The sequence below is a fragment of the Sulfurimonas sp. genome (genome assembly GCF_028694605.1).
Classification (GTDB): Bacteria; Campylobacterota; Campylobacteria; order Campylobacterales; family Sulfurimonadaceae; genus Sulfurimonas.
On sequence record NZ_JAQVKP010000006.1, the window covers coordinates 102,553 to 128,558 of the forward strand.

Here is a 26,006-nt window from a genome sequence, read left to right on the forward strand (position 1 = left end):
ATGGGATTCGTTGAAAATGTGAATGTTTTATTGCAGAATATGCCTGCACTTGAGGGTTTTGCCTCTCAATCTGCCGGGTCTGCCGCACAGTCTGAGGGTTTTGCCTCTCAATCTGCCGGGTCTGCCGCACAGTCTGAGGGTTTTGCCGCTCAATCTGCCGGGTCTGCATTGCAGTCTGAGGGTTTTGCCGCTACTGCAACCATGCAAGCAGGTATAGCGACCGCAAAAGCAAACGAGATAAAGAATGTAACGGCACAAGCCGCGACACTTGTGGCTGGAAGTCTTGCAACTGCAAGCTACAATCCGGTGGATGGAAAGCTAACCTTTGGTATCCCACAGGGAGCAAAGGGAGCAAAGGGGGATAGTTTTACAGTTAATGCAGTAGGGCTTCTCTCCCAAAAGTCTCTTTATGATTTGCAAACAGCAGGCTTTAGCTTTTTGGCACTTGATGAAGCGCTTATCTACTTCAAGCTTAGTGCAACATCTGCCGACTGGTCACTTGGCTCTCCGTTTGGAAAAGGCGAGACTGGCGATACAGGAGCAACTGGTAACGGCATAGCAAGTGTGAGTTTTTTCAGTACAACCGACATAAGCGGATTTGCTGCACAAAGTGGAGCTACGGACACTTACCGCATCACGTTTACAGATACAACGACAAGCGACTTTACTATACACAACGGACTTGATAGCGATGTGTTTATGGTGGATTTGACTGCTTTAGAAAACTCTTTTGTAGCTTCCTTTAATACGAAAGCCAATAAAGATTTTAGTAATGTAACAGCTTTGCCGTTGTCAGTGGTGGAGCAGCTCAAAGGACCTGCCGGAGCAACTGGACCTGCCGGAGCAACTGGACCTGCTGGAGCAACTGGACCTGCCGGAGCAACTGGACCTGCTGGACCGTCGGGTCTTGTAAGTTGGTCATTTTCAGCCGCTAAAAACCTAGCGATTAGCTCAACACAATACATCGCTGGCGACACATACTCTCTTGTAATCAATGGTGTTACCAAGCGCGCTTATACCGGGGCAATAACCAATATATCTAGTTGTGGAGGATGTGGATGAAGATGTTAGATGGAATTGCACTACAGCTTGCGGCTAGTGATTATTTAAAAAATACTGACTTTTTTGTGCTTAGAGAGTTGTCTGGAGGAGTGCCTATGCCAGAGAAGGTAAGAAAACGCAGAGCCGAGGCTGCTACTTTGATGGATAGAAGTGAGTTTAAAGCTATGCTTGATGAGCTTTTTTACACAGACGAAGATATCGTGACCGCCTTTAGTAGAGTTGCCCAGCAAAGGGAGCAGAAAAACATAGAAGCTAAAGCGGCGGCAGAAGCTTATTTTGAAGCATTAGAAAGTGAGGCAACGACCAACAATGATTAAAGAGAGTTATCTACATAAAAACTTGCAAATGCAGGTTAACCTCAAGAGTTTTTGTAATTTAAGGTGTGATTATTGTGCTTTACCACAGGAGAGCAAATCAGACAAGCAAAGCGATGAGGGGCATCTTGTCGCCAACACAAAAAAACTCATAGAAAAGATAAAAAAAGAGGGTTACACCCTTGAGCGATTTTTTGCTTATGGTGCCGAACCTACTGTTGTTTCTGCTAGTGTTCTGGGCGCAATACTTCAAGTTGTTGCAGATAGCTTTCCTATGTGTAGTGTTGGCTTTCAAACAAACGGAACACTCCTAAATCAAGATTATGTAGGAGAGCTGCTTAAAAACTTCAGAGATGAAAATCGTCTTTTTATCTTTTGGAGTATTGACGGTGTAAAAAAAATTCATGATAAGCATCGGAATAACAGCTATGGCGTAGCCATGGAAAATCTGCTATATGTTGCAAAAAACACCAAAGTGTTCAATAGAGTAACCTGTACAACAAACATAGAACATTATGAAGACGAAGACAGTAAAACTGAACTTGTCGATTTTGTGAAGATTTTACAGGAAAACAACATAGACCTGCTTATGGCGGCGGCTGATATGACAATCAACGGTATAAGCGACAGCTCCATTAAAAATATAGAATTTTCAGAAAAATACTGCGACTTCATAATAGAGAACGATTTGATAAAAGAGTGTGGCAAACTGACTTCATCTGGTTTTTGTTACAGAGGCGGCAATGAATGCCACAAAACTCTCTTTGACATAAATAACGGGAATGTATATCTTTGCGAGAAGGGGTTTGATAGTCAAACGGTTCTGAGTAACTGGTTTGAAGATAGCATAGAAAAAATCATGCAAACTCGCTGTGATGCTACTGCTCATGCAAAGATAGACAAAGAGTGCTTTACCTGTGAATTTGCTATGTGGTGCATGGGCGGTTGTCCTATAAGAAGAACAAGCAGCGGTCTCTCACACTCTTGTCATGCGACTAAAAAAATTCTTACACATATAAAAGAGCATGTGAACGAGGATTGGCACGGCTATTTACTTGGGTTGCAATACAAGGCGGTGTCTAATGTTTAAAAATAATCTTTATTTTGAACTTACCAAAAGTTGCAACTTGAACTGTAGTTACTGCTATCTGAGTGCTGATGGCAGAGCGCAAAAGGTAGAGAACGAGGTGCTTATATATGAATCTTGCGAACTGCTTACCGACAAACTTTCAAAAGAGGAGATTGAGATCGATAATATCATCCTCCACGGAGCTGAAACTTTTGTCTTAAAGCCAGAGACTATAAAAGGGGTCGTTTCGAGACTAAAGCCATTGCATAAAGTCAGAGTGCAAACAAACGGCGTAGCGTTGACACCAGAGTATCTGGATGCTCTTGGGGATTTGAGCGACAAGTTGACGATAGGCTTTAGTATTGATGCCAAAAGTGTACACGACAAGTATAGGGGCGGTAGCTATGACACTGTTTTTTCTCATTTACTTGATGTTAAGGCTAGAGGCTACACATGCTCCATCTTGAGCGTAGTTTCGTGTGAGACAATAAAGTATCTTGACGAGCTGGCAGAGCTACTTAATGAAGCCGATAGTTTAGGCATAAAAGCGGTTATCAAACTGGCTCATGGGGACGGTTTTTCGCTGTCGCCTCACGATCAATATCTTTTGGCTAAATGGGGTGTGCTCACTGGTCATTGGCGCAAAATGCAATCTTTTAACTATGAATACTGCATACACGGCGGGTGCAGTTCTAATGCCATAAGTGAATTTAGTGCAGTTTCTGGCGAGGTGTTTGTTTGTAATAAAACCAACAATATAGACGGTATTGTTGGCAATTGGAGGGATGAGAGCTTAAAGAGCGTTTTTGAAAAAAGGGATAAGGTTTTTGACAATGCTGCTATTTGTGCAGACTGTGCTGGATGTCCATTTTGGGGCGTTTGCTTTGGCGGATGTCCGAATGATAGAGACAGTGAGGGTCGTGCGAATGACTGTTTTTTAAAACATCATGTTTATTTTTTCCTTGCACACAAAGGTATTTACTATGCTGATGCTTTTTTTAGAAATGTTGGGAGGGAAAAATGATAGCAGAGGGAACAACAGCAAGTATATATGCAAAAGTGCTTTTTAACTTTTTTACGGTTTGTGTGGGTGGAATTTTGACCTATCTTGGGTTAAATGTAGAATCTTTCTTCCTCTTTGCCATGCTCCTGCTTATCGACTATATCACGGGTGTAGCTAAGGCTTTTAGGCTCAATCAGTGTATCACTTCAAATCGCATGAAATATGGCATTCTCTCTAAGCTCTCTTTGCTTTTGATACCTTTAGTTCTGGCAATCGGAGCTAAAGCGGTTGGTGCCGACTTTAAGACGGTGCTTCTTGTCGGCGTTAATATTTTGGTTCTGAGCGAGGTTTACTCAATCATTGGAAATATTTACAGCATACGCACAAAAGATGAACTGCCAGAGTACGACGTTGTGGCGATGCTTGGCAAGAGGATAAGAGCCGTGCTTTTACGCTACAGCGATAAAGAAGAGGAGTGAGCATGAATCTTTTTATGTCTTATAGAGAGTATCTTTTTTTAGGTTTGAGCGTTGTGGCGCTTGTGATGTTTGGAGTAAAAGAGTACCAAATCAACGCTCTTGAAAACGAACTTTTGGTTAGAGATTTGGAGATAGAGAAATACAAAACTACTCTAGCACATTTAGAGGCAAGCGTGAGCGTGTGCAATGCTTCTATCAAAATGCAAAACGAGACTATCGCCGTAAACGAGGCAGATATCAAGAAAAGGGAAGAGAAGCTAAGAGAGCTAAAGTCTCAACCTCCGGACGTGCGATACAAAGTCATATACAAAGAGATTCCAAAGATAGATCTCAAAAGCAATGAGTGTGACGACATCAAAAACATATTGGATAATATCAAAGAGAGCGGAATATGAAAAAATTAATGCTTTTTGTAATGGCTTTTGTTGTTGTTGGGTGTGCCGAAAAAGAACCTAAAATCGTTTACGTTGATAGGTTTAATGAAGTGAAGATACCTCAAAAGTGCATAGTGCCAGACACTGAATGCACGATAGAGAAAACCGCTACATACACAGAGATTATAAAAGATATGAGACTTTGCATAGAAGAGTTAAGACGAAACAGTGAGGTTTGCAAATGAAGACAAGTCTAAAAGGTATAGAGTTAATAACGACGTTTGAGGGCTTTAGTGCAAGTCCGTACTATTGCCCTGCCGGAATAGCCACTATAGGGTATGGCAGTACAAAATATGCGGATGGTCGTCCCGTCAAGATGAGTGATAAGCCTGTTACGTACTTTGAAGCAGAGGAGCTTTTAGAAGCGACTTTGGGCGAATATGAAGATGCAATAAACCGCTATGTTACTTTGCCATTTTTGAATCAAAATCAGTTTGATGCTCTTGTAAGTTTTACATACAATGTGGGCATAGGAAATTTTAAAAAGTCAACGCTTCTCAAAAAGCTCAATGCCTCTTTGTTTGAGGATGCGGCAAAAGAGTTCTTGAAGTGGGACAAGAGCAAAGGCATTGCACTTGCGGGTCTTACAAAAAGAAGAAAAACGGAAATGGAGATGTTCAATGGATGAAACAGTTGTAGCTACTCCTGTAGTAACGCTTGAAGAGTTTATAGCCGACTTTGTCACAATATATGATACGCTTGTAGAAAAAGTACCGCTTGATAGTCTTAGTGATGCTGCTAAAGTTCAGGCGGTAGAAGTGCTGCTCAATTCTGCCATTGGTACGCTTAAGCTCAAAAAAGAGCTTGAACTTTTTGATGCCCAAATCTCCGAGCTTAGCGCAAGTAAGCTATACAAAGACAGACAGACCTCCGCGCTTGATGATGCGGTGCGTCGGGATACTGCCAAAATAGTGTGCGAGGCTCTTGGAATCATCAAGTCGGCAGGAAACAACGCAGGTGCTTGGTGGGGTGTGGCTAGCAAGTCCATCAACCGTCTTGCAGATGATGAAGCTTTTGCCAGCGTAACTACAGACCCTTAATGCGTGTCGTTCTTCGCAACTCTGATATCGTCTCCAGTTATAAGAGTGCGCTTCTTGGTTCTGTGATAACCAAAAGTGTTTTTAAAAATAAATTTTTTAATCTGGTCGATAACTACAGCGAGGGGACAAGGTCTGGTTCTGGATATCTGCCTCTTCCTATAGATATTTATTTTAATACGCCCATTAATGACGGTCGGCTAGATAGTGCAAAACCTGTTGCCGATTTCTTTTTTCCTACTTACGAGTTTGGTCTTGCTCACTGGCCTAATGAACTTGACCACTTATGGCCTGGTGTTTTGCTCTATCCACTCTCTCGTGCGGAGAGAATCAAAAACGAACAATTTCTTGTCAGTTCTAGCGACCCCGCTTTTCTTGGGTTTTTCCAGAGAGCGGTTTTTGAAGACGTTAACTCTGTTGATTATGTAGATGCTATGGGGATTTACTATCCGGAAAAAGACCCTACCGAGCTTGTTGTCAATACGTACAATGTCGATACTCTTGAGGGAATCAACATCACTGCCGAAGGTATCTCTTATGTGAGTGTTTATGACGACCCGATGTCTGAGAACGCGGTGCTTCTTTACTACACCATAACCGAAACAAAAAGAGTGTTTTACTTTTATGACCTCCAAAAGATGCGTAAGAACATGAGTTCTACTGCATTTGCCGAGTGGCTAGACACAGAGGGGCGAATAGTGCAAGACATAGAGACTGAGGATGGCGGTTGGTTTAGTGACTTTTTTTCTTTTGCGCTCTCCGCACTTGCGATATATTTTACCGGTCCTATGGGGTTTATCATTAGCACTGCCATAAACATGGGTACGACAATGTTTTCCAAAGACAAAGACAAAATGAACCCTAGTGAATCATCTTACAAAAACGACATGCTCTGGAGTGTTGATGATGATGAATATCTTGGAGATGACATCATGGCGGTTCCCCCTCTTCCACATTATTAGGCTTTTTGCACAACTGCAAAAACGATTTCTTTTCATAGTGAAAGCCCCTACTATGACAAGATGAAAACAAAAGAGATAATCACGACCGCTAACGCGGCAAAATCACACTACGCACAATTTCATACAACGCTTGATAGTTACTTGTATAGGTTTATGAGCAAGTTCTCTCCCACTGTTGAGAGTGCGCTTGGCAACCGTGCCAAAATCTTTGTTCCAAAGACCTACTCAACCATCAAGCGCAAAGTCGCCTCTTTGTTTGAAACCTACCTCAATGCCGATGGTATCTTTACCGTGAGCGGAAATGATGCAGAGGTTCTCAACGGTGCTATAAACCACTATGAACGCAACAAACCTTTTAAGTCGGTTCTAACTAGTGTCTTTTACGACTTTTACATCTATGGCATAGGGATAACGAGAACTTTTTGGAGTTTTGAGGGTCCTGTTGTTGAGAGAGTTGACCCACGGGACTTTGCTTTTGATGTGGATGCTAAGAGTTTGGGCGAGTGCAGATACTTTGTACACTCTTACTTTGTGGACGGCTCTGTGCTTGATAGCTACGGTGTTGAAAAGAAAGTATCAAAAGGTCTTAACAAAGGGATATTTAGCCGTTACGCCGTGGATGACTTCTACTACTTTGACAACGGCTGGAATGTAGCAAGTATCCACGCAAACGCTGTTTTTCGCACTGCTTTACTGCGTCGCCACCCTTTTAGTTTCGGGTATGCACTTGCAAAGATTTATGAGAAGTACGCCATGAACGGCATTGACGGTGTGATGTACTCCAATGTTTATGGAGACAGTGAGTGTCGTGTGCTTGCTCCGCTTCAAGATGAGCTTAACGAAATCCGCTCACAAATGCGTGACACCACAAGAGACAACCTCACGCCTCGTATCTTGGCGGAGACTGGGAGCGGTCTTAGCTCTTACGACTGGTTTAACTCTGCACCTGGGGATGTGCTTTATGTGAACAATCTTAGGAGCATACAGTTTGCCCCTACTCCATCCGTGCTTCAAGCGTCCAACGAGATAAAAAATCTTGACCTTGAGATACAAGAAGCAAGTGGAGTGACAAGCTACAACTCGGGTATAAGCCGTGCAGGTATGCTCAACCAAACCGCAACGGGTATGAGCATACTCACAAGTGAGGGTAACACAAAGATAGCTGCTGAAATCCGCACGGTGCATGAGACGTTCTTTAAAGACTTTGGAGAGCTTTATGTCTCTCTTGTCGCCGCTCATGCGCCTAAGGCTCTTATGAGAGGCATACGAGACAGAAGAGAGGTCGTCTATGATGTGGAGATTGAGATAGAAAAGCCGGGGGAAAACAAAGAGCTTAAAAAGCAGAGACTTGTAGAATCGCTCCAGCTTCTGGGCAACATCGACCCGCAAAGTGCTTCTACCATCGCAAAAGATGCGCTTTTGCCAATGCTAGTTGACGCAAAAACTTTAGAAAAACTACAAGGAGAACAAAATGGGCTACAGCAACCAACTACAGTACAAGCCTGATTATGGCTATGCGGATGCACTTTTGAAAGTTAACCCTTTTAAGCAGATAGCAGAGCCTTTTGAGAAGATGGAAGCGGTAAAAGGTGCGAGAGCTAAGGCGGCACTTGATGCGCAAAAAACTCTCACTGATATAGCAAAAACAGAGGCAGACGCAAAAGGCGTCCAGATAGATAACCTCACAAGAGATAGTAAAAACAACGCTGAAATCGACGTAAAAACCGCAACGGCACTCAACACAAATGCGCAAAAGAACAAAACATTAGAAGAGATACCGACTATCGCCCCTAAAGCGTTTGCGGATATAGCTTTGAAAAATGCGCAAAAAGAGAAAACTGATGTAGAGGCGGGTTTGTTGCCTAAGAAGTACGCCATAGACTTTAGAAACTTGCTAAGGCAAGAAAAAGATAGTCAAAACGAGAGAGAAAACAGAGACATAGGTACTTCACAAAGAGGTCTTTTGAATCTCTCAAATGTCGAGTACTTGAATGAAAAAGCGAAACGCTTACAAAAAGGTGGGACTATAGGTAGTTCCATGTTTGAACAATAAAGGAGAGTGATATGTGGGAAAATATACTAAGTGCGGGGACTTCCCTGCTTGATGGTGCTAAGGGTTTAGGTGGTTCGCTTCTCTCTAATGCTGAGGGTTTGAGCAATCTAGCAAACATCGGAGCGGCTGGGTTTGGAGCGTACAACTCTTACAAGGCTCTTGGCGAGGCAAAAAAAGAAAACGCCCTGGGAAGAGAGAGCTACTACAAAAACCAGTTGCGTCAAGATGAAGAGGATGCTACGATAAACAAAGCGGCGGCTTCGGTGGCGATATGAGCTTAAAAAACATTCTTGATACCTCCTCTGATAGTGTTAGTGATGGGTTTTTGCGTGGTTTTGCTTCTACTGGGGCAAGAACTCTCTCTTATACAAATGCACTAGCAAAAGCGGTGGGGTTTGATGCTCCGTTTGATGAGAAAAAACTTAGCGGTTTGCAACAAAAACTGGAAGAGACCAAAGAGCAAATCCTTGACAAAGAGCGCACTCCAGAGCGTAAGGCAGAATTGGAGAAGCTTAAAGCCCAATCACAAAAGGCTGAGGGTACGCTTGACATCATCAAGAGTACTGGAATGTCGCTTGGAGATACGCTTATGCATCCTAGCGAGTGGACTGTGCAAGGCGTGGTAGAAAACTTCTCTCCATCTGACCCGCTTAATCTTGCGGGGCTTGGTGCGGGCGGGTACTTGGCTAAAAAAGGTGTTACTACTCTTGGTAAGATAGGTTTAGGTGCTATGGGCGGTGCGGCTGAGGGTGGTGTGATAGGAAGTGTCGGAGAGGCGGCGAACGCTTACGGCAAAGGCGATAGTGATGAGGAGATAAAAAAAGCAGCTATGGGCGGTGGATTTGGCGGTGTGGCAACTGGCGGTGTGATGGGTGCGGCTGTTGCTCCTTTTTCAAAACCCTCTCCAAAAGCAGAACCAAAACCAGACAACGCTAAGCTTTTTGAAGCGGAGGAGATATCTCCCGATGATATCATTGATGTTAGAAAAAAAGCCAAAGAAGAGCCAAAACCTACACAAGCGCAAAACGTCGTCAACGGCGTGGTTGAAGCAAGGGCTGAGGCTATGGGTAAGAGCAAAGATGAGCTTTTGGGCGAAAAACCGCTTGAACTCAAAGAGCATAGCGTAAGCGGGGATGTGTTTGTAAAGTCAAAAGAGATGGATGAGGCTCTAGCAAAAGCTCAAGAACATCCACGTTTTGAAGAGCTTATGAGTATGCGAGAAGAGGTAAAAGCTGAGGACACACGATACGGACAAAACTTAGAAGCACCACGCCACATAAACCACTACAACAACGGCGAGGGATGGCAAACAGACGTAACAGGTGCTAGCTACTCCAAAAACTACAATGCAGACTTTACGCTTACCAAACAAGACATCAAAAACATCAGAGAAGGCAAGCTTAACGATACGATACTCCAAAAGGTAAACACCGACCTCTCCACGCTAGATAACCACCCAGACTATGCAGACGCAAGATACAACGACCCAAAATATACAGACAAACCCAAAGAGATGAGTTTTGATGACTGGGATGAGGCTGTTACGCTGTTTCAGAAAAAAACAAGTGAAGATAGAGCAGAAATAAACTCTTTTTTTGATGATAACGCTGAGCCTATGAGAAAGTTTAGTGTTGAGAATATACAAGAAGAGTTTAATGCAAATAGTTTCAAAGACCCTCTTGGTAAAGATGTTGAAGTTCCTCTCAAGCTTATTGTGAAAAATATAGGCAACGGCAGAGAGCAGTATCTTGGAATGTTGCGCCCGTCCATAGAAAAGCCTTTGATGGTCGTGGAACATAATGGTGCTGATATCTATGTGAAATCTTTTACCGATTTTGATGCCGTTAAAAAGTTTGCGGCGGTTGAGTTTGATGGAGAGAGCGTTAGTTTTCATATCATAGAAACAGGAAAAATAGACAATAGAATAAAAGAGGGGAAAATAAAATACATCGCCCCAGACGCTCGATTTTCGGCGGGAAGCGTCTTTGATACAAATGGACTGCCACGACAAAATCCCAATCCAAAAGGCGATACTAAAACTATACCACAAACCCCGCAAACTATGCAAGGTTCTATCAAGGGTATGTTTGAGAAGCTTGGAGACAAGGGTGTTATACATATCTTTGAGAACTCCGACCTTACTACTGTTTTTCATGAAAGTGCGCACTGGCTTGAGACTACTTTTACCAAAGATGAGAGAGTGGCTTTTGATGAGGCGTTTGGTGGTGTTGAAGCTGGACGTGATAGGAGTGAAGCTTTTGCAGAGGGATTTGTGAAGTGGGCGGCAACCGGAGACGCTCCAAATACAACCATCAAAGGCGTGTTTGAAAAAACAAGAGCGTTTTTGAAAGATGTTTTAGCAACGCTCCTCAACTCTAATGAGGCTAAGTTTAAACTCACTGCTTCTCAAGAACTCTTTTACCGTGCGGTGTTTGGAGATGAGGAGGCAAAGGCTTACTTTGCTAAGGCTTTGGAGAAGAGAGAGGCAAATAAGCCTAAAGATGCAGGTGTTAAAAACTCTAGCATACTCTACCAAGATGGTGAAAGTTTAAGTGTTGGAGTAGTCAAAAAAGAGTTTTTGAAGTTTACATCAAAGGCTTTGAATGATGGTAGCTTTAATGGTTATTTTAATCTTGGCGTGATAAATAAAGCTAGTGCAGACAAGATATATAAATTTACAAACGGACTTATAAATCTAGCAGGATACACAAGAGAGATAAAAGCAAGTGAAGTAAGACATATAAAAAACAGACATAGTAAAGACTTGAAGTATATAGGCGAGATTGTTAATGTGCTAGATAACTTTGAGTTTGCAAAAGTCACTTCATATAAAGAAAAAACGGGTCGAACTACTAGCGGTGTCATGCTTTACATGAGGCATCCAGACGGCGTTTTAGTCGGTGTGGAACTTAGAGATTTCGGCAATAAAAAAGTAGAGCTAAAGACTTTCTACATGGGAGATAAAGCGAAGATAGTAAGAGACCAAGAACTCCCACTGTTTTTACGGCTATGGGCAGATGAAGATTACCGAAGTAAAAATCCTCTGCCTTATCGTCCTGACACGCATTCCGATGGTTTTATGGATAAAAGTATATCACAAAACGATGTTCTTTACCAAACCGCCGCAAATGCAAGTGACAAAAAGCAAGCGCAAAGGCTTATGCCCGTTTATAACTTCCTTAGCGACTTTTTGCGTGGTCAGGGCAAAGTCGGGGCTGTTACAAAAGAGGCTTTAGCAAAAGTCCATGCGGATAAGCTCTATGAAGCTCTGAGCCGTCACTTGGTTTATGGCGGTGCGAGAGCCGATGATGTCATAGATGCTTTTAGTGCGTACAAGATAGAGCAAAGTGCGAGAGGCAACAAGGCTACCGAGGTTTACAAACATCTTGAAAAACTCTCTAAGGCTGATAGAGAGAATCTTCACTTAGTCTTGAGCGGCGATGCCGAACTCTCTGCGCTGAAGCCAGAACTTGAGAACACTTACAAAGCTCTAAGGAACATCATCTCTCAAAATGCTAAAGAGTTGGTAGAGCTTGGAGAGCTTAAGGCGGATGAGAGCATAGAACATTATCTGGCTAGAACTTACCAAAAAGATATACAAGAAGCGACAAGTTTGCAAAACTCTCTTTTTGCAAGCGGTGGCAGTGTTGATCATATCAAGGCGAGACGTGGCAAAGAAGTTGTGATGCAGATGGATAGTGAGAGTGCCAAAGAGCTTGAAGTGGGCGATAGCGTAGCTACTAAAAACAGTGATACTCTTTTTACTGTTGAAAACATAACACATGGTGCGGATGGCAAAGCAAAAATAGAGCTTCATAGAGACTATACATTTGCAGAGAGAAGCGAGATGGGCGAGGTGCGAGATGCGGCGTTTAGTGTCTGGTACACACTTCAGAAACAAAATGCGCAAATCGCAAGGGCTAAGATACTTCAAAAGATACCTACTAAGATGTTTGAAAGTGAAGAGGCGGCTAAAGCGGCGGGGTTTGAAAAAGTACCTGATGAAGCGACGGCTGATAGGTTTAAACTCTATGGTGCGCTTAGTGGCAAGCATATAAGCAAGTATGACAAAGCCGACCTTGACTACTACCTTAACATCTCGCACTCAAGCGGTTTGGCTGCTAAGGCGTTTGGGCTTAGTAATGCGTGGGCAAAAGGCGTGACGCTCATGAAGCTTAACGACACGGTAAAAAATGCCGCTACGCACTTAAACAACTTTATGAGTAACGTTTTTGTGATGAGTTTGCGTGACCCGATGGCGTTTGCTACTCTTGGAAATCCAAAGAAGCTGAGAGAGGCGTACAAACGCATCCATGAACTTGGGCTTAGCGACGGAGAGATGCCAGACATCGAGGCGGCTATGCTCAAAGACTTTAGCGATGATACCGCAAAAAATACAAACTTCCTTTTGGATATGGCGACAAGAACCGCTAAGGAGCTTTTTCTGGCAAAAGGTACGACGCTTGGAGAGGCGGCAAGAACGCTTTACCGTTTTGAAGATGCTCTTTTTAAGGCTATGGTGTTTGCTAAAAAAACAAGCGAGGGCATGAGTGAAGCGGACGCTGTCGCATACTTAAGGGATGGTTATGTGGACTACACAAAACCGCTTCCTCCGGCAGTGCGAATGCTTGACCGTGGTGGCGTTTTGCCGTTTGCTTCTTTTACCGTGCGTTCTGCCCCTGTAGCGTTTCGTGCTATAGCCGAGAACCCTGTGAAGTTTGGGCTGTTTGTGGCGGCACTTAGTGCGAGTGGGCTTAAACCGGATGAAAAAGAGAATGAGCTTTTGCCTTTTTTTCATAAAGGAAGCGGCAATATCTTTTTTGTGCCTAAAACTTTAGTGTGGGACAGTGAAGATGGCAAATACCTTGAGGGGTTTAATGTCGGACGATGGGCGATAGGCATGAGAAGCAACCCGCTAGAAATCATCGATGCTTGGACTAACCCTCTTTCTGAAGATAGTCGCTATGAGCAGAAGCTTGGATATGTCGGTTCTCTGATAAAAATATTGTCTTCTCAACATCAAAACGATAAAAAAGGCGTTTTTGAGAGAGGCGTTGAAGCGTACAAAGAGGTTGCCCCAAACTATGCAGGCAAACTCATAGGAGACTTAGCAGATGCCAACAACGGCAAGATAGACAAGTACTCACACAAAGCACTCACAAAAAGCGAGGTTTTAAAGGATTACTTGCTTGGAAAAGATATCACTGTGCATAAAGCCTCCGCTACAAAAGAGCTATGGGAGAGCAAAGAGCGTAAGTTTAAAGCTTCTATCTCAAAGGTGGCTTATGGCGATATGGAACTTGACGAACTTTTGCTTGAGGCTAAGAGAGTGCAAAAGCTTGGAGAGACGTTTGAGAAAAAGATAACCATTGATGATAAAAAAGTGAAAGCTTTGGTGCTTGAGAAGATAGAAAACGAGGGTAGAAGAGTTTTGCAGAGCAACGAAATAAGCCCAGATGAGAAAAAAGTCAAATTCGCAAAACTGCGAAAAAGCTACCAAAAACTTAAATAGTATCGCAAAATGTATCTCTTTGCGACACTCGTAAGAGATGGGCAAAAACTCGTATAAAATACTGAAAAATTTACAAAAAAGGAGCGCATGTGGAGATAGTCAGACTGCTAAAAAAAGATAAAAAAAGATTTGCAAAAGCAGTTGGCGTGGATGTCTCTACTGTCTATCGATGGCTTGGCGGTGTCTGCTCGCCAAACTTCGATGAGCTTCTTGCCATAAAGCGCATTACCAGTGACAACGGGGATGAGTTGCTCCATTTTTTTTCTGACCTAATCAGTGAGAGGGCAACAAAAAGCCCAGATGAAGCAAGGGTGTATATCAACGGGCTAAGAAGCGTGCGTATGTGGAGAGAGGTGTTTAAATGAATGTGTTTGAGGCTGCTAAAAGTATAGACGCATGCGGGTTTGCTACACTTAACCTTGGTGTGGAGTTTAACCGACAAAAAAAAGCAAAATCGCCTTTTCGTCCCGATGAAAAAACGGCTTCTTTTAGCTATAAAGATGGGCTTTTTAGCGATTTTGGAGGGGACTTTAAAGGGACGCTTATAGACCTTGTTATGGTGTTAAAAAATCTTAGCAATGTTGATGCGGCTAAGTATATCTGCGATGCGGCAAAAATTCCCTATGAAGAGGAGAAAAAGCACTCTGCACCTAAAAAAGCGTTTGATATGCAAAGCTTTTTTGAAGAGTGTCATAACCGTTTAAAGCTCCATTTTCGTGACTATCTTCCGCACTTGCAGAAGATATTTGTGAATGTGGAGAGGATAGTGCATGATGATATGCTCTTTCGCTCTCTTGGGTGGGACAGTTTTCACAACACGCTTGTTATAGGCATCTTTGATAATGAAAAAATTGTCAACATCAAGTGGCGTGAAAAAAAAGGTTTTGAGGGCAAATGGATAAGTGCCTCTGCAAAAGATGGCGCAACCACGGCCGTGTTTCCTAACATCACGAGTTTTAAAGAGTATGCTGTGGTCGTTGAGGGCGAAAAAGATGCACTCAATCTCTCTGCTCTTGGCATCAACGTCATGACACTTGGCGGTGTCGGTAACTCGTGGGTCAAGTTCTCCAAAGCTCTTGATGGCATAAGTACGGTGTACATATGGTTTGACTATGACAGAGCGGGGTTTGACGCTGTTTTGCCCAGGGCTAAAGAGTTTTACAAGATGGGCATTAAGACTGTTTACTTTATGGACTTTGAGAAACTTTGTCATAAGAGACAACTCTTTGAAAAGTTCGACGTTAGCGACTATCTCACGCTCTACCCTCTCTCAAATGAAGCTGAATTTTTTGAGATAGCAAGAAGAGCTTTTATAGTTCCAAAGAAAAGTGCATCGGCTCTTAGCACGGCAAGAACCATGCTCTTAGAGAGCCTAAAAGCTCCACTTGACACAAACGACTTTAGTGTTCTTGCTAAGTTTGAATACGCACTTTTGGCAAACATGAACCGCTATAAAGCCTCGTTGATGAGTTGGGCTGATAAAAAAAACTATGAGATAGTACGCATTAAAAAAGCGATCGAGGAAGCTCAAGACAACCTTATAAAAACTGCTTCTTATGAAAACACAAAAGAACTCTCTCAAGCGTTGGCTACTATCTCAAACATGGAAAAAGAAATCAATTTTTTCAATGTTGAAAAGCGCATCAAGGCGAGTGAACACATAGCCCTTGAGTGTGAACGTCTGGGTTTTGCGCTTAGAAGTGATGGGATGAATGTTTACTTTTACAATGGGAAATATTTTGAGAAGTGGGACCTGAGGGACTTTAACCGTTTTTACCTCTTGAAGCTTGGGAAACTTATAGTTGAAGTGCAGGATGTCACGGCTTCGACTGCCATCTACCTAAACATTGCAGAGATAGTTCCTAGCCTCTACAATGTCGGGATTGATAGAAACATAACCATAAACACGCTCAACTGTGTAGTTGACATGACGCAAAGCAAGACACTGCGCCATGATGTGAGTTTTGGGTTTGACTACATACTGCCCTTTGAGTATGACAAAGATGCGACATGCCCTATGTTTGATGAGTTTCTCGACAGCTCTCTCCCAAACAAGGCTCTACAAAATGTTGCTTTAGAGTTCATAGCTTACTCGCTCATGAGTGGCTCTAAGCTTCAAAAGTTTCTACTCTTAACCGGTAGCGGAGCAAACGGCAAATCTGTATTTATGAACATTTATAAAGCGTTCTTAAATCCATCAAGTATAGGGCGTGTTATGCAGTTTGAGGGCTTTACGATGGAGGGTCTTGTCGGCAAGGTGGTAAACTTCGCAGAGGACAGAAACCTCTCGACCCTAAAACCCTCAGAACTCGACTATATAAAGATGATGAGCGACGGTACGCCCTTTGAAGTAAACCCTAAGTTTAAAAGTGCGGTACTGCTCGAGAGACCGCCTAAACTTGTAATATCAACAAACAAAATGCCAAAAAATACTGAACCATCGTTCATACGCCGTTTGGTTCTTTTGCCTTTTGAGCAGACTTTTTCATACGACCATCCAAACCCACGATACCGCCGTGTTGATGGCTTGGACGATATGATTATCCAAAACGAGCTAAGCGGCATCTTCAACAGAGTTCTTGAAGCGATGAGAAGACTCATCCAAAACGGAAGATTTAGCGCAGCAGATGAAGTAAAACATATCATAAACGAGTACGAACTTGACGCAAACAATGTTTACAGGTTTGCAAGTGAACACATAAGACTTAACAGCGAAGTGGTTTACATAACAACACAAAGCGTTTACGACAAATACAGAGAGTACTGTGAGAGTGAGGGCGTGATGGCTAAGAGTAAAAATAACTTTGGCAAAGACTTAAAAGAGTTTATGAAACTTGAGAGCAGAGTGATGAATCTTAACGGTAAATCTGAGAGAGTTTATAACGGTATAGAGACAATCTAGTGTTCCTTTTTTTGTTCCTTTTGTGTCCCACAAAGGGTATAAATTTGCGATTTTTTCAAATGTGGAAAGAGAAACCAACCGCTATGTAAGCCTAAAATAGGCACTTTTAGCAACTTTTAGATTATTTTAAAAATTGCATTTTCTTAACCTCTTGTTAAGCTATATTGTAGATAAACATTTAATCATATAATATCTATTAGAAGTTAAACTATGTTTTTTATTTATAAATTATCACGATTAGCGCAAGCAAAAAGCTTGCAGCTAAGAGCTGTATCTACTCTCTTGGATAGAGAGTCGCCTTGAGCGTTGTTTTATAGCTGGTGCCGACAAACGCATAAGTCCATGATTCTTCTATCCTTATATTTGTCATATATCCATCACCGGCTTGCGCCTTTAAAAGCTGATAAGCTCTTTCATGACGATCATTTATATCAATCGGTATAAATAAAAGGAGCTGAAAGCCACTTGCCGAAGCGCTTATCTCTCTGCCTTTGTCTTTAACATTTTCATACTTTTGCGGCGGTACGCTCTTAAACGATATAGGCTTGCCGGCACATCCTACTACCAAAAGAGACACTGCTCCAATAAGCAAAGAGCTTATGATATATCTGGGTGTTTTCATTTTTCTACCTCCTTGAGAGCATCACCGGTTATAGTTACCTTTCGGTTAGTTCCTATAACCCACCAGTACCAATCTTCTTGAAAAGTGACATTCATCAGCCCTGTAGAACCTTCAACGCTTTCAAGCGCATCATCGTACGCATTCTCGACTCTTGTATTTAACCCCATCGGCACAAAGTAGTATGCTGTTCCAAGAAGTCCCAAAGAACCGCTGCCCGTTCCCTCTGCTTTGCCAAGAACTTCATAGTTTTTCGGCGGTACTTTTTCTAAGACAACCTCTTTGCTTGAACATCCAGAAAAGACGACTCCAAAAACCAGCAACAATGCCGTAAACATTTTAATGCTTTTCATTATTTTCCTCTTATATTTTGAATTTTAAAGATGATGATCTTATTTAGATTTTTTTACCATGTTCACCCCCACATTTCTTATGAGAGTGATTGTATTGAAAGTAGTGGACTTATTTTGTCGCGGCTAGATACTGGCTTAATTCTGCAGTTATTTTATCTCTTAGAGTTGCGGGTGAGACGATTTTTACATGTGGTATCCACTGTTTTATGAAATCCTCTATCTCCCGCTCTTGCGTTACTTTGTAAGAAACCAAAACATTGCCGTTCTCTTTGGTATCTATGATATTTTGAGATGATAAAAACTTCTTTGCGCCAAAGAAGTAGGCTTTTGAGGCATCAACCTCAAGTACAACCTCTATAAGGTGCTGCCTATAGTTTTTTCTGTAAAGGGCAAAAGGCGTTTGCATATATTTTATAAAGTCTGCTATATCAAAGTTCATCTGATATGTCTTTTTTGTCTCTTCTATATTTTTGATCTTAGAGATCCTAAAGATACTAAACTCATACTCTTCATGTTCGACCGCACATGCAAGATAGAAGTTCTCGTTCATAAAGACCATCTTATACGGCATAACCTCTATCTTTTTCCACCCGTCATTGGAAGGATATTCTATGATGACATATTTTTGTTTTAGTATGCACTCTTGAAGTTTTCCAAAGAGCACCTGATCATCTTTTTTGCTCTCAAAGGGTTTGTTTTTAAATTCAAATGCTTGACCAATCTGTTTTATTTTTGCACTAAGTATGGTCTTATCATCTTTGCTGATTTCAAACTCATCAAAAAGATCACTTCTTTGTGCTATGTTAAAAACTTGAACCATTAGCGAAAGTGTTTGAGGTTTAAGAAAATTATCAAATGCCTGTTTTGTGATGGCTTTGTAGCACCCTTTTTCTCCTTTGCCACCTCTGATAAGCTCAAATGAATCCGGGAACAGCTCTTTTATGATGTCCAGATCTCTTCTGATGGTTTTTTCGTTTTTACCCTCCCATAACATATCATTCTTGAGAGCATCTATACAAACTTTTTGCCCATCGTTAAATCTTTTAAGCAGTTCAAGTACTCTTACTGTTTGGTTAGTCATATAGTAGCCTTTTAAAAAATTGCATAATTATATACTTTATTTAAGACATATTTTGTCTATTTATAAATTTAAATTTTACCTTTGTTTAAGTCAACATTTATTTCTTCTATCAGAATTAAAAGATTTACAAAAACTTAATATATCAAACAACGATATTAAAAAGCTTCCATCTTCTTTTTCTAAATTAACACAATTAAGAAGTTTAGATATTGAAAATACAGTGAATATCAAAAGATGATGAAGTAATCAAAGCTTTGAATTTAAAATATGATGATACATTATGGATAGAAGATAAAGATTCTAGAGGGAATGGGTATATTTTGCCATCAAAAGCAAAAAAAAACAGAATAGACAAAATATGTTTATTTAATCATATAGGATCTTGAAAAATAAGAAGGAGTTAGTTTGGAATCAATAGATCAATTAAGATATGTACCTTTGTCATTAAAAGAAGAAATAGAAACTTATTTAAAAAAATATTTATTAATAAATGGATAGACTTACTAATGCTATTAAAAAAACAAATAATAACTTTAAATGACGGCACAACAACAGAAGCACAGGCTCCTGTTATTATTTCTGCTAGTCGTTCTACAGACATACCTGCATTTTATAGTGACTGGTTCATAAACAGATGGGAAGCTGGATATATAAGGTGGACAAATCCATTCAATGGCAAACCTCTTTATGTCTCGTTTGCAAATGCAAGAGTAGTTGTATTTTGGACAAAAAATCCTCGACCTATGTTTAAGTATCTTGATTGGTTAGACAAAAATACACCTCAGTACTATTTTCAATACTCTTTAAATGACTATGATGCAGAGGGGTATGAAGCAAAAGTCCCTAGTGTTGAAAGTAGAATAAAAAGCTTTAAAGAGCTATCACAAAGAGTAGGTAAAAAAAGGGTGGTCTGGAGATTTGACCCGCTTATACTTACCAAAGAGATAGATATAGATGAGTTACTAAGACGCATCAAAAAAATAGGTGATGAGCTACATAACTACACAGAAAAACTTGTATTTAGTTTTGTGGATATTGGGATCTACCAAAAAGTACAAAGCAACCTTGATAAAGAGCAGGTACCATATATAGAGTGGTCAACTGAACTGATGGATGAGTTTGCTAGTAAGCTGAGTGAGCTTAACAAGGCTTGGAACTTACAGCTAGCAACTTGTAGCGAAAAAATAGATCTGCAAAAATATAAAATAGCACACAACAAATGTGTTGATGATGATTTGATGATAGAGTTGTTTAGTCATGACAAAGAACTTATGGACTTTTTAGGTGTAGAGATACAACAAGCAGATCTTTTTAGTGATGGTGAAGTAGTTAAAACAAAAAAACTAAAAGACAAAGGGCAAAGAGAAGATTGCGGCTGTATTGTTGCAAAAGATATAGGTGCATATAATACTTGCCCACATGAGTGTAACTACTGCTATGCAAACGTGTCTAAGCAAGTTGCAAAGAGAAATTACGAGAGTTATTTGAGTGATAAAAACAAAGAAAGTATTATTTGAGCATATCAACTAAATTTATCATCTTATATGGCATTATAAAGAGGGAAATTATATATGGGGATTTTTAAAAATATAATTCATGGATATAGAATTTTAAAACATGAAAAAAACAAATGTTGCGAGGAATTGATAAACTATTTAGATGATTTTAGTGCTGATTTAAAAAGAGAAAGTGAAGAAAGATGGAAAAAGTTATATGACATCTATCAAAAAGATAATAGCTTCATAAACTACATAAAAATGGATTTTATACTCGATGATAAAACTATGAGTGATGATCATATAGAAAAGTTTAACAAAATGTTAGAAATAAAAAAGTTAGAAATTGAATCTGGAAAAATCAGTTATAGTGAGTTTTTCGGCTATATGAACACATGGAAAAATAGATGAAAAATGATATAACCACAATTAACCAAAACAGTAAGGCAGCGCTTGTAAAATCAAAAAGCTTGCTTGATGTAACCAATAAAATACTTTCTAAAAAAGATACTAGAGATTTGGTGCAGAGCTTTAGTTATAAACATTTTCTTATGGAAAAGGGACATAGCAACGAAGTAAATACCCTTGTCATCACCCCAGATGGAGAGCATATAGTCTCTTCTGAAAGCTATGATGAGAGTATCAAAATCTGGAACATCCAAAGCGGAGAGTGCTTAAAGACTTTAAAAGGGCATAGTTACAGGGTGAGTACCCTTGCCATCACTCCGGATGGAGAGCATATCGTCTCCGGAAGCGATGATGAAACAATCAAAATCTGGAACATAAAGAGTGGAGAGTGCTTAAAGACTTTAGAGGGACATAACGGCACAGTAAATACCCTTGCCATCACTCCGGATGGAGAACATATCGTCTCTGGGAGCTATTATGAACCAATCAAAATCTGGAACATAAAGAGTGGAGAGTGCTTAAAAACTTTAAAAGGACATAGTAGCCGGATACATACCCTTGCCATCACTCCGGATGGAGAGCATATAGTCTCTTCTGGAAGCTATTATGAACCAATCAAAATCTGGAACATTCAAAGCGGAGAGTGCATCAAGAATTTAGTGGGGCATAGTCGCGCAGTAAATACCGTTGCCATCACTCCGGATGGAGAGCATATCGTCTCCGGAAGTGAAGACAAGAGTATCAAAATCTGGAATATAAAAAGCGGAGAGTGCTTAAAGACTTTAGAGGGACATAACGGCACAGTAAATACCCTTGCCATCACTCCGGATGGAGAGCATATCGTCTCTGGAAGCTATGATGAGAGTATCAAAATCTGGAACATTCAAAGCGGAGAGTGCTTAAAGACTTTAAAAGGGCATAGTAGCCGGATACATACCCTTGCCATCACTCCGGATGGAGAGTGTATCGTCTACGGAAGTAAAGATAAGAGTATCAAAATCTGGAATATAAAAAGCGGAGAGTGCTTAAAGACTTTAGAGGGACATAGAAACCGGGTAAATACACTTGCCATCACTCCGGATGGAGAGTGTATCGTCTCCGGAAGCGATGATGAAACAATCAAAATCTGGAACATCCAAAGCGGAGAGTGCTTAAAGACTTTAGAGGGACATAACGGCACAGTAAATACCATTGCCATCACTCCGGATGGAGAGCATATAGTCTCTTCTGGAAGCTATTATAAACCAATCAAAATCTGGAACATTCAAAGCGGAGAGTGCTTAAAGACTTTAGATGGGCATAGTTACAGGGTGAGTATCCTTGCCATCACTCCGGATGGAGAGCATATCGTCTCCGGAAGTGAAGATGACACTAACACTATCAACATCTGGAATATAAAAAGCAAAGAGCGCCTAAAGACTTTAGAGGGACATAACGGCACAGTAATTACCCTTGCCATCACTCCGGATGGAGAGCATATAGTCTCTTCTGGAAGCTATGATGAGAGTATCAAAATCTGGAACATTCAAAGCGGAGAGTGCTTAAAGACTTTAGAGGGGCATAGTGGCTGTGTTATGGCTCTTACCATCACTCCGAATGGAGAGCATATCGTCTCTTCTGGAAGCGATGATGAAACAATCAAAATCTGGAATATAAAAAGCGGAGAGTGCTTAAAGACTTTAGAGGGACATAGTGGCTGGGCAAGTACCCTTGCCATCACTCCTAGTGGGGAGCATATCGTCTCTGGAAGCTATGATGAACCAATTAAAATCTGGAATATAAAAAGCGGAGAGTGCTTAAAGACTTTAGAGGGACATAGAAACCAGGTAAATACCCTTGCCATCACTCCGGATGGAGAGCATATCGTCTCTGGAAGTGAAGATGGAGCTATAAAAATCTGGAACATTCAAAGCGGAGAGTGTATATATACCATAGATAACTCATACAAAATAGCGATAGATAAAAATGGTTATTTTAGAGCTGATGATGAAGCTATAGAAAAATATATAAGAGTAAGTGAAACACCGCTTAGTCAAAGAAAACTAACCCATGAAGAGATTGCTCACTTTAGAAAAAAAGGGAATTTTATAGAAGCAGGAAGATATGAATAGCTTACTGAAAAACAGGCTCTCTTTATTATTAGAAACATTGAAAATTAAAGATTATGAGGTCAGTGAAATTTTAATTGCAAAAATATTAGAACTTGGAGATATAGAACAAGAAATAGATTTGATACTAGAAGATATCATGTTTAAAGATTATACTTTAGCTTACCAAAATCTCACAAAATATATAAATACAATGCAAAAGACTCATGATATAACTATTTATGAAGATAAAGAGTTTCATAAATTACAACGAGAATTAAAAAAATTAGAAAAAAAACTCCAAAGCCTAAGCGAACAAAAAGCAGAATATCTCAATGATATAGAAGAGTTTAACACACAGTATAATCTCCATCTAGGTTCTATCATAGAAAATATTCTCAACCTAAAAAAAGAGATACTTTACAAACAAACCATAAAAAAACAAAAGTTAAAAGAGCAGTATGCACAAGATCATAAAACTTATAATGAAACTAAAGAGACTGTAGATGAACTAAAAAGCACTATAGATGAACTAAAAAATGCACTTGATAATATAGATGAATCTCATGAACAATACGATGAGATATATAAAGCTTATCAAGAGCTTCAAGATGAGCTCGAAGAGTTGGAAGATGCACTATATTCTCAAGAGCAAAAACTAAATGATATAAAAGAAGAGATAGATGATGATGAAGTGCTTGAAGAGTATGAGGAAGCCAAACAAACTTATGAAGATTATCATCGTGAATACGAATACATTAAAGAAGAAAACAGTGTAGTACTTAATGAAGATGAAAAAAAAGAACTTAAAACTCTTTGGAAAAAAGCTTGCAAACTATGTCATCCGGATATAGTCATAGATAAATTTAAAGAAAAAGCGCATGAGATCATGCAGATGCTCAATGATGCTTATAGTAAAAAAGATATATCGAAAGTAAAAGAGATATTAAACAGTTTAGAAAATGGTACTACATTCGAAATCTCTAGTGATGTTATAGAGGATAAACAGCTGTTAAAAGCCAAAATAGAAGAACTCGAAGAGTCTATAAAAAGAGTAATCAATGAGATAGAAGAAATAAAAACCGATGATACATTTGTCACTATATCAGAGCTTGATGATTGGGATGCATATTTTGAAGAGTTAAAAGCAGAACTTAAAAAGCAAGAAGAAGTCTTGAAGGATGAGGCTATAGGTATTTTAGAAGAAAAAAATTCTATTGAACAAGAAAGAGTTGAGCAATGGATACAAAATCTTTGGGATTGGGCAGATACAAATCAAATACCAAATGCTAAACTGCCAAGAAAAAGAGAAAGATTACTTAGGATCAAAACCATAGACTTTACAAACATAAAGATAAAAAACTTGCCAAGTGAAATTTGTAATCTTGAAAATATAGAAGAGTTGATTTTATGGGATTGTAACTTAGCTTATTTACCTAAAGAAATAGTGAAGTTTACTAAACTTAAAAAATTACAATTGCGAGGAAATCCAAATTTAAAACTCATACCCAGTCAAAAAAATTGGCTTGAAAATTTAGAAAAACAATCTACTGTGTTTAAAGAAGAGATAGGTAGTATAGATGATAATACTTTAAACAAATACGAGAAAAACAATTTTGACAATAAACTAACATCCGAAGAAGTATTTGAAATTGTTTACAATTGGATTTTAAATCAATTTCAATCTATCCACGATGTAAAGTCTTTACTAAGAATTAAAGATGAAGCTAAAAAAGTTGCCAATGACTTAGTAAGTAAAAATCGGTCATTAATTAACTTGCGTTTTATCAATACTACTTCTGGTGTTCAAAATTTGAGTGTCCAAAATGTTACATATCAAACATTTAATATTGCACAGCCTCAGACTGAACAAGTCATCAAAGAAAATGTAAAAAAAACAACCACAACATCTAAAAAAATAAAATCAGAAAATTCACCCTACTCAAACCACATCCAAAATATAGAAAATCCGAATTTTGAAAAGATTAGAAGATACTGTAATAGCTTAGTAAATGATAATAATGCAGATCAAATGCAAAAGAACTTGGCAGAAAGTGGAAAAATGCGTAAAGCATTGATATATGATGCTCTTGAACAGTTTATAGAAAAATTCAATAATCAAACTATCACTTTGATAGACTGGAGTTGTAATCAAGGGATAGCTTCTATGTTAGTTCTTGATTATATCAAAGAGAAACAGCTTGATGTTAAAGTAAATCAAATTCTATTGATAGATAACGATCATAGCACTCTTGGTAGAGCAATGGCACAAATTGAAGCACTTAATTTTGACAGCGCTAAAATAGATGCTTTTAATAGTCTTGACATTAAGATTTCAGATGCATTAAAAACTATAAAAAATGATACTACATTAAATTTACTGACAAATGACAAGATGCCAGTAGATTATATTGATATAGATTTCACTCTTTTAAAAGAAGCTTATTTTATAGCTATATCCAATAATAATGGAGATTTTGTGGATGAAGTGCATAAAAATATAAAAGTGTTAGAATATGTACATGATATGTCTATAAGAGATGGTAAGATTGGAAGGTTTAGTAAATTTGAGAGAGTATTTAGGGTAAATGGATAATCAATTAGTAGTTTTAAATTCTAATACTAAAATTGCTTTAAGTAAAGCAAGAGCTTTGCTTAATACGACAAATAAGATTCTTGCAACAAAAAATAATGATGAATGGTTTGAAGCTCTTTTGGAGTGGGCGGAGCTTTATCTTATTCAGGAAAAAACTTATTTTCCTGCAAATAAAAAAGATTTGCTAGAAACAAAGTCACTTTCATTAAGATGGAACAGACTAAAGACCATTCCTGAAGAATTATGTAATTTAAAACAATTAGAAATGTTAGAACTTAACAATAATGTCATCGAATATTTACCTCAAAATATTGATATTCTAAAAAACTTACAAGAATTAAACTTGAATATTAACAGTTTAAAAAATTTGCCAAAGGAGATAGTAAAATTGAAAAATTTAAAAGTTTTAAATATAGAGCCACTTGCAAATTCAATCCCCACCAAGTAGCTAATTTTTCATTGTAGCTATTTTTTACTTTAAAAAAATCATTCTCATTTTGCTTTCGCGTTGTTTTGCTCTAATTAACTCAATTTTCTTA

General features: G+C 39.5%; 25 protein-coding genes. 22 read left to right on the plus strand and 3 right to left on the minus strand.

Annotation, left to right across the window (positions count from 1 at the left end):
* From PHY84_RS05180 to PHY84_RS05255, 16 genes are all read left to right on the plus strand, one after another.
* Positions 1–1,062, plus strand: coding sequence for a collagen-like protein (locus PHY84_RS05180; protein ID WP_299858299.1), 1,062 nt, complete (start codon positions 1–3; stop codon positions 1,060–1,062).
* Positions 1,059–1,379, plus strand: coding sequence for a hypothetical protein (locus PHY84_RS05185; RefSeq protein WP_299858301.1), 321 nt, complete (start codon positions 1,059–1,061; stop codon positions 1,377–1,379). The genes PHY84_RS05180 and PHY84_RS05185 overlap by 4 nt, the downstream gene beginning before the upstream one ends.
* On the plus strand, positions 1,372–2,466 hold the full coding sequence (locus PHY84_RS05190; RefSeq protein ID WP_299858303.1) for a radical SAM protein: 1,095 nt from the start codon (positions 1,372–1,374) through the stop codon (positions 2,464–2,466). The genes PHY84_RS05185 and PHY84_RS05190 overlap by 8 nt, the downstream gene beginning before the upstream one ends.
* A complete protein-coding gene (locus PHY84_RS05195) occupies positions 2,459–3,469 on the plus strand; it encodes a radical SAM protein (protein WP_299858305.1) in 1,011 nt (336 codons plus the stop codon). Before PHY84_RS05190 ends, PHY84_RS05195 begins: the two co-directional genes overlap by 8 nt.
* A complete protein-coding gene (locus tag PHY84_RS05200; protein WP_299858306.1) occupies positions 3,466–3,927 on the plus strand; it encodes a phage holin family protein in 462 nt (153 codons plus the stop codon). Before PHY84_RS05195 ends, PHY84_RS05200 begins: the two co-directional genes overlap by 4 nt.
* 2 nt (positions 3,928–3,929) lie before the next feature.
* A complete protein-coding gene (locus PHY84_RS05205) occupies positions 3,930–4,322 on the plus strand; it encodes a hypothetical protein (RefSeq protein ID WP_299858307.1) in 393 nt (130 codons plus the stop codon).
* Positions 4,319–4,546 (plus strand): hypothetical protein, encoded by a 228-nt coding sequence (locus PHY84_RS05210; protein WP_299858308.1) that lies wholly within the window; start codon positions 4,319–4,321, stop codon positions 4,544–4,546. The genes PHY84_RS05205 and PHY84_RS05210 overlap by 4 nt, the downstream gene beginning before the upstream one ends.
* Positions 4,543–4,989: a lysozyme gene (locus PHY84_RS05215; RefSeq protein ID WP_299858309.1), complete on the plus strand. Its 447-nt coding sequence runs from the start codon at positions 4,543–4,545 to the stop codon at positions 4,987–4,989. Before PHY84_RS05210 ends, PHY84_RS05215 begins: the two co-directional genes overlap by 4 nt.
* Complete coding sequence (locus tag PHY84_RS05220) at positions 4,982–5,401, plus strand: hypothetical protein (RefSeq protein WP_299858310.1); 420 nt, start codon at positions 4,982–4,984, stop codon at positions 5,399–5,401. Before PHY84_RS05215 ends, PHY84_RS05220 begins: the two co-directional genes overlap by 8 nt.
* Positions 5,401–6,360 (plus strand): hypothetical protein, encoded by a 960-nt coding sequence (locus PHY84_RS05225; RefSeq protein ID WP_299858311.1) that lies wholly within the window; start codon positions 5,401–5,403, stop codon positions 6,358–6,360. Before PHY84_RS05220 ends, PHY84_RS05225 begins: the two co-directional genes overlap by 1 nt.
* A 60-nt stretch (positions 6,361–6,420) precedes the next feature.
* Positions 6,421–7,866, plus strand: a complete 1,446-nt coding sequence (locus tag PHY84_RS05230; RefSeq protein ID WP_299858312.1) for a hypothetical protein — start codon at positions 6,421–6,423, stop codon at positions 7,864–7,866.
* Positions 7,832–8,413 (plus strand): hypothetical protein, encoded by a 582-nt coding sequence (locus tag PHY84_RS05235; protein WP_299858313.1) that lies wholly within the window; start codon positions 7,832–7,834, stop codon positions 8,411–8,413. The genes PHY84_RS05230 and PHY84_RS05235 overlap by 35 nt, the downstream gene beginning before the upstream one ends.
* Positions 8,414–8,424: 11 nt before the next feature.
* Positions 8,425–8,688: a hypothetical protein gene (locus PHY84_RS05240; protein WP_299858314.1), complete on the plus strand. Its 264-nt coding sequence runs from the start codon at positions 8,425–8,427 to the stop codon at positions 8,686–8,688.
* On the plus strand, positions 8,685–13,925 hold the full coding sequence (locus PHY84_RS05245; protein WP_299858315.1) for a hypothetical protein: 5,241 nt from the start codon (positions 8,685–8,687) through the stop codon (positions 13,923–13,925). Before PHY84_RS05240 ends, PHY84_RS05245 begins: the two co-directional genes overlap by 4 nt.
* 89 nt (positions 13,926–14,014) lie before the next feature.
* Complete coding sequence (locus PHY84_RS05250) at positions 14,015–14,290, plus strand: hypothetical protein (RefSeq protein ID WP_299858316.1); 276 nt, start codon at positions 14,015–14,017, stop codon at positions 14,288–14,290.
* Positions 14,287–16,827: a phage/plasmid primase, P4 family gene (locus tag PHY84_RS05255; RefSeq protein ID WP_299858318.1), complete on the plus strand. Its 2,541-nt coding sequence runs from the start codon at positions 14,287–14,289 to the stop codon at positions 16,825–16,827. Before PHY84_RS05250 ends, PHY84_RS05255 begins: the two co-directional genes overlap by 4 nt.
* Before the next feature lie 274 nt (positions 16,828–17,101).
* Here the strand turns inward: PHY84_RS05255 and PHY84_RS05260 are convergent, their stop codons facing one another.
* From PHY84_RS05260 to PHY84_RS05270, 3 genes are all read right to left on the minus strand, one after another.
* Positions 17,102–17,449, minus strand: coding sequence for a hypothetical protein (locus PHY84_RS05260; protein WP_299858319.1), 348 nt, complete (start codon positions 17,447–17,449; stop codon positions 17,102–17,104).
* Positions 17,446–17,799 (minus strand): hypothetical protein, encoded by a 354-nt coding sequence (locus tag PHY84_RS05265; RefSeq protein ID WP_299858320.1) that lies wholly within the window; start codon positions 17,797–17,799, stop codon positions 17,446–17,448. The genes PHY84_RS05260 and PHY84_RS05265 overlap by 4 nt, the downstream gene beginning before the upstream one ends.
* Positions 17,800–17,908: 109 nt before the next feature.
* Complete coding sequence (locus tag PHY84_RS05270) at positions 17,909–18,880, minus strand: WYL domain-containing protein (RefSeq protein ID WP_299858321.1); 972 nt, start codon at positions 18,878–18,880, stop codon at positions 17,909–17,911.
* A gap of 52 nt (positions 18,881–18,932) precedes the next feature.
* On the opposite strand from PHY84_RS05270, the gene PHY84_RS11185 reads away from it, so the two are divergent.
* The 6 genes from PHY84_RS11185 (at position 18,933) to PHY84_RS05295 (ending at position 25,915) form a co-directional block, all read left to right on the plus strand.
* Positions 18,933–19,118, plus strand: coding sequence for a leucine-rich repeat domain-containing protein (locus tag PHY84_RS11185; RefSeq protein WP_363317889.1), 186 nt, complete (start codon positions 18,933–18,935; stop codon positions 19,116–19,118).
* 268 nt (positions 19,119–19,386) lie between these two features.
* Positions 19,387–20,397, plus strand: a complete 1,011-nt coding sequence (locus PHY84_RS05275; RefSeq protein WP_299858322.1) for a DUF1848 domain-containing protein — start codon at positions 19,387–19,389, stop codon at positions 20,395–20,397.
* A 54-nt stretch (positions 20,398–20,451) separates the two neighbouring features.
* The gene (locus tag PHY84_RS05280) at positions 20,452–20,787 is read left to right on the plus strand and encodes a hypothetical protein (RefSeq protein ID WP_299858323.1); all 336 of its coding nucleotides are present in this window, start codon (positions 20,452–20,454) and stop codon (positions 20,785–20,787) included.
* Complete coding sequence (locus PHY84_RS05285; RefSeq protein ID WP_299858324.1) at positions 20,784–22,895, plus strand: WD40 repeat domain-containing protein; 2,112 nt, start codon at positions 20,784–20,786, stop codon at positions 22,893–22,895. The genes PHY84_RS05280 and PHY84_RS05285 overlap by 4 nt, the downstream gene beginning before the upstream one ends.
* Positions 22,888–25,467: a hypothetical protein gene (locus PHY84_RS05290; RefSeq protein ID WP_299858325.1), complete on the plus strand. Its 2,580-nt coding sequence runs from the start codon at positions 22,888–22,890 to the stop codon at positions 25,465–25,467. The genes PHY84_RS05285 and PHY84_RS05290 overlap by 8 nt, the downstream gene beginning before the upstream one ends.
* Positions 25,460–25,915: a hypothetical protein gene (locus tag PHY84_RS05295; protein WP_299858326.1), complete on the plus strand. Its 456-nt coding sequence runs from the start codon at positions 25,460–25,462 to the stop codon at positions 25,913–25,915. Before PHY84_RS05290 ends, PHY84_RS05295 begins: the two co-directional genes overlap by 8 nt.
* The last annotated feature ends 91 nt before the right edge of the window (positions 25,916–26,006 follow it).